Source organism: Amycolatopsis sp. M39, from assembly GCF_001651785.1.
In the GTDB taxonomy this organism is placed as follows: domain Bacteria; phylum Actinomycetota; class Actinomycetes; order Mycobacteriales; family Pseudonocardiaceae; genus Amycolatopsis; species Amycolatopsis rubida.
Genome location: NZ_LWSF01000025.1, coordinates 111809 through 122292 on the forward strand (window position 1 = coordinate 111809; position 10484 = coordinate 122292).

Annotated in this window: 11 protein-coding genes and 1 tRNA gene; 7 read left to right on the forward strand and 5 right to left on the reverse strand. The window is 69.1% G+C overall.

Annotated elements, in window-relative coordinates:
• Window positions 1–391 precede the first annotated feature (391 nt).
• From A4R44_RS36380 to A4R44_RS36400, 5 genes are all read left to right on the forward strand, one after another.
• Window positions 392–826, forward strand: coding sequence for a DUF3052 domain-containing protein (locus tag A4R44_RS36380; protein WP_067591158.1), 435 nt, complete (start codon window positions 392–394; stop codon window positions 824–826).
• Window positions 827–881: 55 nt separating this feature from the next.
• Window positions 882–1346 carry a peroxiredoxin gene (locus A4R44_RS36385; protein ID WP_067591161.1) on the forward strand — a complete coding sequence of 155 codons (465 nt, stop codon included), beginning with the start codon at window positions 882–884 and terminating at the stop codon, window positions 1344–1346.
• 43 nt (window positions 1347–1389) lie between these two features.
• Window positions 1390–1461: transfer RNA gene (locus tag A4R44_RS36390), tRNA-Val, on the forward strand.
• Window positions 1462–1689: 228 nt separating this feature from the next.
• Entirely contained in the window at window positions 1690–1899 is a 210-nt protein-coding gene (locus A4R44_RS52100) for a hypothetical protein (protein ID WP_067591164.1), read from the forward strand.
• A 157-nt stretch (window positions 1900–2056) separates the two neighbouring features.
• A complete protein-coding gene (locus A4R44_RS36400; RefSeq protein ID WP_157905081.1) occupies window positions 2057–2404 on the forward strand; it encodes a hypothetical protein in 348 nt (115 codons plus the stop codon).
• A gap of 198 nt (window positions 2405–2602) precedes the next feature.
• On the opposite strand, the gene A4R44_RS36405 is transcribed toward A4R44_RS36400, so the two are convergent.
• Entirely contained in the window at window positions 2603–3787 is a 1185-nt protein-coding gene (locus tag A4R44_RS36405) for an aminotransferase class V-fold PLP-dependent enzyme (protein WP_067591170.1), read from the reverse strand.
• 45 nt (window positions 3788–3832) lie between these two features.
• On the opposite strand from A4R44_RS36405, the gene A4R44_RS36410 reads away from it, so the two are divergent.
• Both A4R44_RS36410 and A4R44_RS36415 read left to right on the forward strand, forming a co-directional pair.
• A complete protein-coding gene (locus tag A4R44_RS36410; protein ID WP_067591173.1) occupies window positions 3833–4447 on the forward strand; it encodes a GntR family transcriptional regulator in 615 nt (204 codons plus the stop codon).
• 4 nt (window positions 4448–4451) lie between these two features.
• A complete protein-coding gene (locus tag A4R44_RS36415) occupies window positions 4452–5213 on the forward strand; it encodes a metallophosphoesterase (protein WP_067591176.1) in 762 nt (253 codons plus the stop codon).
• On the opposite strand, the gene A4R44_RS36420 is transcribed toward A4R44_RS36415, so the two are convergent.
• From A4R44_RS36420 to A4R44_RS36435, 4 genes are all read right to left on the reverse strand, one after another.
• The gene (locus A4R44_RS36420) at window positions 5203–6828 is read right to left on the reverse strand and encodes a CocE/NonD family hydrolase (RefSeq protein WP_067591179.1); all 1626 of its coding nucleotides are present in this window, start codon (window positions 6826–6828) and stop codon (window positions 5203–5205) included. The genes A4R44_RS36415 and A4R44_RS36420 overlap by 11 nt on opposite strands.
• A 150-nt stretch (window positions 6829–6978) precedes the next feature.
• Window positions 6979–7923, reverse strand: a complete 945-nt coding sequence (locus A4R44_RS36425) for an asparaginase (protein ID WP_067591182.1) — start codon at window positions 7921–7923, stop codon at window positions 6979–6981.
• The gene (locus A4R44_RS36430; protein WP_067591185.1) at window positions 7920–9356 is read right to left on the reverse strand and encodes an amino acid permease; all 1437 of its coding nucleotides are present in this window, start codon (window positions 9354–9356) and stop codon (window positions 7920–7922) included. The genes A4R44_RS36425 and A4R44_RS36430 overlap by 4 nt, the downstream gene beginning before the upstream one ends.
• Window positions 9353–10030: a FadR/GntR family transcriptional regulator gene (locus tag A4R44_RS36435; protein WP_067591226.1), complete on the reverse strand. Its 678-nt coding sequence runs from the start codon at window positions 10028–10030 to the stop codon at window positions 9353–9355. Before A4R44_RS36435 ends, A4R44_RS36430 begins: the two co-directional genes overlap by 4 nt.
• Window positions 10031–10484: the final 454 nt, after the last annotated feature.

The following is a 10484-nucleotide window of genomic DNA, read 5'->3' on the forward strand; positions in this document are numbered from 1 at the left end:
CTTGTAGCTGGTTGTAGCCGTTGTAGCTGGTGGGCGGGAGTGCTCGCCGACGTCCATGGTCGTCCCGGTTGGGGTTCCCGTCACCTGTACTGCCCGGTAACATCGGCCGCCCGAGTGTCGCCACTCCCCGCGCACGGTGTATCGCGCGCGCGTTTTCTCTTCTCCACCCTAAAGGAGGCTCCCCGGGAGAGCTTCGCAGTGGTGGGGTACTGAGTGCCACCCGGAGTCGGGCGAGGCGGCGGCGGGCCCCTACGCTGCAGACACGACTTGCCAAAGATCCGGTGTGGACGGTTGCGCGCAGCGCCGCGTCAGTGTTCGCTGTTCGACATCCGTGTATCCGAGTGCGGCGGACCTACTGCCGCGCTCCGTCGTAGTTGGAGGAGTGAAAGCAGTGGTCGCCGCGGGAGACGCAGGCAGTGCCGGCGTCGCCGAAAGCCTTGGCATCAAGCCGGACATGGTGGTCCAGGAGATCGGCTGGGACGAGGACGTCGACGACGACGTTCGCGCGGCGATCGAGGAAACGATCGGCGGTGAGCTCCTCGACGAGGACGCCCAGGAGGTCATCGACGTCGTGCTGCTGTGGTGGCGCGACAACGACGGAGACCTCGGGGACGCGCTGGTAGACGCCCGCGGTCCGCTGGAGGAGGACGGCGTGATCTGGGTGCTGACCCCGAAGACCGGGCAGCCCGGGCACGTCGAGCCCAGCGACATCGCCGAGGCGGTGCCCCAGGTCGGGCTCGCCCAGACGGCGAACATCAGCGTGGGCCCTGGCTGGCTGGGCACCCGGCTGGTGTCGCCGAAGTCCTCGAAGGCCAAGCAGCGCTGAGGCCGCGATAGGGTGGGCGGCACGCTCGTGTTCGCTCTGGAGAGGAATCGCCGGTATGGCCGTCGAGGTCGGTTCGCAGGCCCCTGACTTCACGCTCAACGACTACAACAAGCAGCCGGTCACGCTGTCGCAGTTCAAGGGCGACAAGCCGGTCCTGCTGGTGTTCTACCCGTTCGCCTTCAGCGGGATCTGCACCGGCGAGCTGTGCCAGCTGCGCGACGAGTTCGGCGACTACGACGGCAAGGGCGTCCAGGTGCTGGGCGTCTCGGTCGACACGCCGTTCTCGCTCAAGGCGTGGGCCGAGGTCGAGGGCTACCAGTTCCCGCTGCTGTCGGACTTCTGGCCGCACGGCGAGGTGGCGCGGAAATACGGCGTGTTCAACGACCAGGCAGGGCTCGCCGTCCGCGGCACCTTCCTGATCGACGCCGAAGGCGTGGTCCGCTTCGCCGAGGTCAACGCGCCGGGCGAGGCGCGCGACCAGGCGGGGTGGAAGAAGGCGGTCGAGGAACTGACTGCCTGATTGTTTTCGTCCGCCGGGGCGGGGTTTCCCCGCTCCGGCGTGCGGGCGCATAGCTCAGCGGGAGAGCACTCGGTTTACACCCGAGCGGTCGCAGGTTCGATCCCTGCTGCGCCCACCGTGGTTGATCTGACCCCATCCGGTGAAAGCTTCGCCGGATGGGGTTTGGTCGTTCTCGCATTCGTCGGCTAGCCCGGCCTGAGTGTTTTAAACAATCTGGCGAGGAAGCCCAAGAATTGCTGCCGATATCCGACGAGCCGGGATAGGGCAGTTGTAACAAGCCGTTCTGCCCGGCCGACTCCGCACGTGCTGATGTCGATTCGCGCGTCAGCGAAACCGTCACGCGATGCTGGAGGTTCTCATGCCCTACACCCCGCCGCCGGACTACGGCCACCACCGGCAGGCCGATGCCGAAGCGGCGAAACGGGTCCAGAAGCAGCAGAAGGAGCTGGCGGACCAGCAGAAGCGCGAAGAGGCGGAGCGGAAGCGCCGCCGCCAGGAGGAACAGGCCGCCGAGATGCGCCGCCGGGCGGGGCAGACGCGGCAGGGGCGCTGAGCCGGGCGAGTCACGGTTCGGTCTCTGTCGGCGAATTCGTGTACCAGCTGTTCGGTTCATGCCGACTTGTGCGTCGGGGGTGCCGCAATTCAACCGGAAATTGTTGACCAGAACGGGTGCGGAAATGCCAAGTGACGTCATTCAGGCGAGATCGTCTTTGTCTGCGGGAGATATCGCGCGGGTGTTCCAGAACGCTTTGGGCGGCAGGCGCGTCGTCTTCGGCAAGATCGACCAGGACGACGATCCGTTCGCCGACGTGCTGCGCCAGCCGGTCTTCAGCGCGGTCGCCTCGCACGACAAGAACATCGGCAGCTGGGCGGTGCAGATCTACGTCTACGACGAGGACGACAGCCGCTTGGTGGAAGTGCACGCCGTGTACCACTCGGGCTTCAGCCGGGCGATGGGCGGCACGAAGAACACCTACTCGAAGGCGGCGAGCGTCAAGAACGCCCGGGCGGTGGTCGAAGCGCTGCGCGACTCCGACCCGTCGGCGGCGCTGGTCTAGGAACAAGAGAAGGCCTCCTGGGCCGGGATCCCCCATCGTTCCCGGCCCAAGAGGCCTTCTCGTCCCTCCCCTTGCCCCGTCGGGCCTGCCCCCTCGACAGGCCCGGCCGCAGCGCACTCCGCGGGTGTACGCGAGACAAGAGGCGGTGTCGGCGGTGCTGGATACTGCGTCAAACGGGTGATCTTCCGCGCCGCGAGGTCACCGCGAGAGGACGGCGACCTCGCCGGTCAACCGGTCGATTTCCTCCTCGGTGTTGTAGTAGTGCACCGAGGCGCGCACCAGGTCCGGCAAGCGGCGGGCGGTGAAGTCGTACTGCGCCGACGACGCGTGCGTGACGCTCGTGTTGATCTTCGCCGCGTTGAGGCGGTCCTTGATCTCGTCCGCGGGCAGTCCGTCGACGCTGAAGGTCACGAGGCCGCATTTGCGCGCGCCGGCGTCGTGCACGGTGACTTGGTCCAGGTCGGCCAGGCGGGAGCGCAGGGTCGCGGCCAGGGCGGTGACGCGGTCTTCGATCGCGGGCAGGCCCCACTCGATCGCGTAGTCCACGGCCGCGCCGAGGCCGAGTATGGCGGCGTAGTCGCGTTCCCACACCTCGAATCGCTTGGCGGTCGGGTCGACGACGTACTCGGCAGGGGAGGTCCACTTGGCCGAGTGCAGGTCGAGCATCGCCGGTTCGAGACGGTCGCGCAGTCGCGGATGCACGTACAGGAAGCCGGTGCCGCGCGGGCCGCGCAGGTATTTCCGGCCGGTGGAGGTCAGGGCGTCGCAGCCGATGCGTTCGACGTCGAGGTCCAGCTGGCCGGCCGACTGGCACGCGTCGAGCAGGAACGGGATGCCTGCCTCGCGGGCGACGGCGCCGATTTCCTCGGCGGGGTTCACCAGGCCGCCCTGCGTGGGGACGTGGGTCACCGCGATGAGCTTGACGTCGGAGTCGATGCGGCGGCGCAGGTCGTCGACGTCGAGCTGGCCGGTTTCGTCGCTGTCCACGACCTCGACGGTCGCTCCGGTGCGGCGCGCGATCTGGAGGTAGGCGATGGCGTTGCTGGCGTATTCGGCGCTCGCGGTGAGAATCCGGTCGCCCGGTCCGAACGGCAGCGCGTAGAAGATCGCCTGCCACGAGCGGGTCGCGTTGTCGCTGAGCGCGATGTCGTCCGGAGCGGCGTTGAGCAGCCGCGCGACCGAGGTGTACACGCCGTTGATGCGGTCCTTGGCCTGTTCGGCCGCTTCGTAGCCGCCGAGCAGGGATTCGGTGCGCAGGTAGTCGATCACCGTGTCGGTGACGCGCGCGGGCGGGAGGGCGGAGCCTGCGTTGTTGAAGTGCGTGACTCCGACGCACCCTGGTGTTTCGTATCGTGCGCGGTCGACATCGAAAGAGCTGGCCATATGAACTGAATACAGTACGGGCGAACTGTGTGCAATACTCCTCGCATGGTCAGAAGACTCCTGCGCGGTGAACTTGTCGAGGAGATCACCGCGCGCGTCCTCGACGGACGGTTTCCCGCCGACACCCGGATCAACGAGGTCCGCCTGGCGAACGAGCTGGGCGTCTCCCGGACGCCGTTGCGCGAGGCGCTCATCGGACTGGCCGACCGCGGGCTGCTCGTCGCCGCGCCCGGCCGCGGCTTCCTGGTCGCGCCGCTCGACCCGCAGGAGGCGCGCCGGCTGTACCCGCTGGTCGCCGAGCTGGAAGCGCTCGCGCTGCGCTGGACGTCGCCGCTGGAGCTCGCCTCGCTGCCGGACGCGCTCGACCGGATCTCCGACGAGACAGCCGATTCCCGCGATCTCCCCGCGGCGGACGACCGCTGGCACGCGCTGCTCACGTCCCGCTGCGGCAACCCGCATCTGCTGCGCTTGATCGAGCAGACAAAACCGTTGCTCAAACGCTACGAGACGGCATACTTCGGCGGGCGGGACCGAGTGGCGGAGAGCGTGGCCGAACACCGCGAGATCGCGGCGGCCTTGCGGGCCGGCGACCTGCCCGGCGCATCCGCGCTGCTCGTCCGGAACTGGGTGAAAGCGTTGACGTATTTGCAGGGGAGCTGATCCGGTGCGGGTTTTCGCGCATCTGTCCGACATCCACCTCGACGGCAGCGAGCGCGCCGACGCACGGGCCGCCGCGGTGACGCGGTACCTGCGAAACCTCGAAAACCCGGTCGACGCCGTGTTCGCCACCGGCGACATCGCCGATCACGGACTGCCCGAGGAGTACCGTCGCGCGGCCGAACTGCTGGACCTCCCGATGCCGGTGGTGGTCTGCCCTGGCAACCACGACGTCCGCGCGCGGTTTCGCGAGGCGATGCTGGGACAACCGGCCAGCGACGCACCGGTGAACTCCGCGACCAAGGTGGCCGATCTGCTGCTCGTGTCATGCGATTCGACGATTCCGGGCAAAGGCGCCGGCTACCTCGCCGACGAGACGCTCGCCTGGCTGGACGACACGCTCGCCAGCCATGACGGTCCGTCGTTCGTCGCGTTCCACCATCCGCCGCTCGACGTCGGAGTGCCCTTGGTGGACGCGATCCGCCAGACCGGCGAAGACCGCCTCGCCGCCGTGCTGAAGCGGCATCCCGGCATAACGGCGCTGTTGTGCGGACACGTGCACACCGGCGCGGCGACCGAGTTCGCGGGCGTGCCGGTGCGGATCGCGCCGGGCGTGGTGTCCGGCTCACTGCTGCCGGTGGAACCCGGCGCGGAACGCGGCTGGGACGAGGGCGGGCCATTGGACTTCGACAGCCCGCCGTCGCTCCTGCTGCACGTGCTGTACGACGACGGCAGGCTGACGACGCATCAGCGCGCGGTCACCGAGTAAAGACCGGCAGCGTGACCCGCGACGGCCGGGTCTCGTCGTGGAACACCTCGAACCGGTTCGGCGCGCCGCGCACCGCGGACGAAACCCGTTCTCCCGTACCGTGATTGCGCGCGAACCGGGGGAACGCGCCGCCCGCGACCTGAACGCGCAACCGGTGCCCGCGGCGGAAGCGGTACGCGGTCGGGTCGAGTTCCACCTCGGCCCGCACCACTGCGTCGGCACCGGCTTCCGGCACGCCGGGACGCAACCGCAGGATTCCGTCGGTGACGTTGCGCGAGATGCCGCCGGGGTCGACGTCGCACAGCCGCACGTACACGTCAGCGTCGGGCAATTCGGTCCGTACGAACACCGTGGCGGACACGTCGCCGATCACGTCGACGTCGTGCGCCAGCGGTTCGCCGGTGAACACCAGCACGTCGTCGCGCGCCTCGATCTCGGAATTGTCGCGCTGCTTGGACTTTCCCGTCAGCAACGGCCCGCCGACGGCCGGGGTCGGATCCGCCGGGTCGTAGGTGAAGGGCGTGGGCAGTGCCTCGCCGGGCACTGTTTCGCCGAGGCCGCCGACCGGGCGCAGGTGTGCGTGCGTGGGCTCGGAAGCGGGCGGCCACTGGTCGAAATCGAGCCAGGTCGACGCCCGCTGAAGGAAGATCCGCACGGGGGAGCGCTGCAACTGGGTACGGTCGCCGGCGAGGTGCGCGCGCAGGAAGCCGAGCTGGTCTTGGATCAGTGTGCGGAAGCTGGCCGGTTCGCCGTGCGACCACGGGCCGACGGTGATCCGCGGCGACCGTCCGGCGTCCTGCAGCGTGCGGAAGTCCCGCAGCTGCGCGCGGATGAACAGGTCGTACCAGCCGGTGACCATGCTGACCGGCACGTCGAGTTTCGCGACTTCGGCGCTGTGGTCCGACATCCGCCAGAAATCGTCGTCCGGGTCCGCGTGCTCGGTGACGTCCTGGAGGAACCGCACCGGCTTGCCGATCGCCGCCACGTCCGCGCCCGCGATCGGCAGGTACGCCATCGCGTTGCGCGTGCGCCGGGTCTGCAGCGGGTTCGGCAGCGCGGCGAACCGCTCCTCCTGCTTCCCGATCAGGCTCGACCAGGACACCATGTTGTCCGCCGCGAGCACCCCTCCCGGATAGAACGTGCTGACGAATTCCGACGCGGTGATCCCGAGGCACATGGCCTCCAGCGGCGGGTCGAGATACGGGCCGACCGCCCATTGGGTGTGGCCGAGGTAGCTCGCGCCCGCCATGGCGATCCGCCCGTCGCACCAGGGTTGCGCGCGCAGCCATTCCGCGGTGGCGATCCCGTCCTCGCGTTCGGTGTGGAACGGGCGGAATTCGCCTTCGGAGCCGAAGGTGCCGCGGGTGCTTTGGAGGACTGTCTGCAGGCCGTGGCGCGCGAAGGTTTCGCCGAAGAGTTTGGCGAGGGGGCCGGTGCGGCCGTAAGGGGTGCGGATCAGGACTACTGGGCCGGTCGTCAAGCCCGCCGGGGTGTAGCGATCGGCTAGGAGGTGTGCGCCGTCCTGCATCGGGACGCGGAGGCCCTCGGCGGCGGCGGGGGCCGGGCCTTCGGCCGCGGGGAGACCGAGCACCCGGTCGACGATTCGGTTCAGCACGTCATCGAACCTACGCGAGTCGCTACCGTTCCGCTCCTGCTGGGAAGCGGTGGCGCCCCGGCTTCGTATCGGGGCGCGGGGGAGGCATCGTCGCTGGTCGTGAGGGGAACCCTGAGGGAATCAGCGTCTGTGAGGGTTCCCCGCACGGACCTAGGCGGCGAGTGCGTCCGTCACCCGGAGTGCGGGGTTGCTGAACGGGGCCAGCAGTTCCGGGCCGACGCCTGCTCGCGCCAGTGCCGCTGCGAGTACCGCTGGGCGGGCTCGGTCGCCGCCGTCGGCGATCTTCAAGGCCACTGCGGTTCCGTTCGGCAACGCGGCGAGCTGCACGGCCTCGAAACCGTCCTTCGCGATCAGCCCCGGCACGGCCCGCATCAGCCGGGTGACGTCGCGCCTGCTTCCTGCCACCAGGTCCGGATGCCGCCGGATTCCGGTGGCCACCAACGATTCCGGCGAACCCTCGGGCGCGGTCGCGATCTGCGAAGCAGCCCTCGCCAGGCCCCGCAGGGAGAGGGCGAACAGGGGCGCGCCGCAGCCGTCCGTGGCCACGCGCGGCACGGTTTGCCCGGTCAGCTCTTCGACGGTTTCCCGGATCGCGCGCTGCAACGGGTGTGCCGGATCGAGGTAGCTGTCGATGTCCCATCGCTGCTCTTGGCAGACGGCCAGCATCGCGGCGTGCTTGCCGGAGCAGTTGTGCGCGAGCCGCGCCGCCTGCCGTCCGCCGGCGATCCAGGCGTCCCGTTCGATCGGGTCGTACGGCAGGTCGGCGGGGTTGCCCAGGTCGGTTTCGGCGAAGCCCCGGCTTGCCAGCACAGCGGCCGCCGCTTCGAGATGCCGCGGTTCGCCGGAGTGGCTGGCCGCGGCGATCGCGAAACCGGACGGGCCGAGGCGCAGTCCGAGCCGGGCCATCGCGGCGGCCTGCAATGGTTTCGCCGTCGAGCGCGGGTACATCGCGACGTCGGGGTCGCCTGCCTCGAACAGCGTCGAACCATCGGGAGAGAGCACGACGACCGAACCGTGGTGCACGCCTTCGACCATGCCCTCGCGCAGAAGATGGACCAGCGGGACGTGCCGCGGTTCGCGTTCCTGCGGGATCACGACGCTTCCGCCTTGTCGAACGCGCTCATGTCGATCCGCTTGCGCACGACGAACCAGCCGGCCACCAGCGCGACGACGATCACCGGCAGCGCCATCAGGGTGATCCGGCCGGTCTTGTCGAAGCCCATCAGCACGACGACCGCGGCGAGGAACGCGAGCGTCGCGATTTCGGTATAGGGCGAGAACGGGAGCCGGAAGCGCGGCCGGGTCGCCTCGCCGCGTTGGGCCTTCCGCACGAACAGCAGGTGGCTGAGCACGATGATCGCCCAGGTGCCGAGGATGCCGACGGCGGCGAAGTTCAGCACGATCTCGAACGCGTCCTTCGGCACCACGTAGTTCAGCCCGACGCCGACCACGCACACCGACGAGGTCAGCAGGATCCCGCCGTAGGGCACCTGGTTGCGGTTCATCACGCCGGTGAACTTCGGCGCGGACCCGGCCAGCGACATCGAGCGCAGGATCCGCCCGGTCGAGTACAGGCCGGAGTTGAGGCTCGACAGCGCGGCGGTCAGCACGACCAGGTTCATGATGCTGTCCGCGCCGGGCACGCCCAGTTTCGCCAGCACGGTGACGAACGGGCTCTGGTCGGCCGAGTAGGCGTCCCACGGCAGCAGCATCGCCAGCAGCACGACCGAGCCGACGTAGAACACCGCGATCCGCCACATGATCGAGTTGATCGCCTTGGGCACGATCTTCTTCGGGTTCTCGGTTTCGCCCGCCGCGACGCCGACCAGTTCGCACGAGGCGTAGGCGAACACCACGCCCTGCACGATCAGGATCATCGGCAGGATGCCCGCCGGGAACACGCCGCCGTGGTCGGAGATCAGCTGCGGGCCGGGCACGTGGCCGTCGATCGGATGTTGCGTCACCAGCAGGACGATGCCGACGATCAGGAACAGCACCAGCGCGGCGACCTTGACGATCGAGAACCAGAATTCCATCTCGCCGAACAGCCTCACCGACACGAGGTTCAGCGACAGCACGACCGCCAGTGCGATCAGCGCGAGCACCCACTGCGGGATCGGCGTGAAGAACGACCAGAAGTGCGCGTAGAGCGCGATGGCGGTGATGTCCGCGATGCCGGTGGTCGACCAGTTGAGGAAGTGCATCCAGCCCGCGACGTACGCGCCCTTCTCGCCCATGAACTCGCGCGCGTAGGACACGAACGCGCCGGACGACGGCCGGTGCAGGATCAGTTCGCCGAGCGAGCGCACCACGAAGAACGCGAAGAGCCCGCACACCGCATACACGATCGCGAGCGCCGGACCGGCCTGCGCGAGCCGTCCGCCCGCGCCGAGGAACAGGCCGGTGCCGATCGCGCCGCCGATGGCGATCATGGTGATGTGCCGGGATTTCAGCGCCTTGCGGTATCCGGCGTCGCCCGCGTCGGCGGTGTCCGCCTCGGCAGCCGCGGGCAGGGTTTCTTCAGTCACGCGGTGGTACCTGTTTCTGCTTCGCCGGCGCGCGCCGGTCGTACGATCGTGGTCAGGGTCTTCTCGACGTGATCGAGATGTTCGGTCATCGCGGCCGCCGCCGCGTCTTCTTCGCCTTCGGCGATCGCCGTGACGATGCGCCGGTGCTCGACGTTCGACTGGGTGCGCCGTCCGCCGAGGTGGTTCAGGAACGCGGACTGGCGGGCCAGCGCGTCGCGGATCTCCTCGATCACCTTCGCGAACACCGGATTGCCTGATGCCCGTGCGATCGTGACGTGAAACTGTGAGTCGAGCGCCACCCAAGCGGCGTCCGCGGTCTCGGCGTCCATCCGGTCGACGAGATCGGCGAGCCGGGCGAGCTGGTCGGCGTCGCGGCGGCGGGCGGCGTAGGCGGCCACCGGAACCTCGACGTGCCTGCGCACCTCGACCAGGTCGCGGGCCGAGTAGTCGCCGAACGTAGGGTTCTCCGGCGGGCCGCTCGCGGTGACGAACGTGCCGCGGCCGGTGCGCGAAACGGTCAGCCCGAGCGCCTGCAGCCCGCGCAACGCCTCGCGCACGACCGATCGGCTGACCTCGAACTCCCTGCTCAGCGCCGCCTCCGACGGCAGCTGGTCGCCGACGGCGTACTCGCCGTGCTCGATCGCCTGCCGCAGATGGCCGAGGACGGCTTCCATCGCGCTGACGCGCCGGGGGAGCGGTCCGGCTGCCCGGCTGTCAGACAGGTTCACGCGACGGATCGTCGGTTCCGGCCCGGCCGCTGTCAAGCGGAGCCATGGTCCCTTGCTCGGCGGTTGTGGGCTGGTTCACGCTCCCGGGTGACTCTGGACGGTCCGGCTGTCCGAGGCCCCGGTTTTGTCGGTGCCGGGTGCGACCGTGTCCGGGTACTGAGGGGCGCACCGGCGATCACCACGCCGAACGCGCCCGGCGCGTCGCAGCCGCGCTCGGCCTACGGAAGAGAGAGGATCCAGACGGAACGCTCGGACCGCGGCGGACTAGGGTGGGCAGCCCGGGCCCGCCGCGTCGACCGGAGCCGGGAAGCCGTCTGCCTAGGGGAGGTTTTCGCTGGTGTCGAACGATTCTTTCGTCCACCTGCACGTCCATACTGAGTATTCGATGTTGGACGGTGCG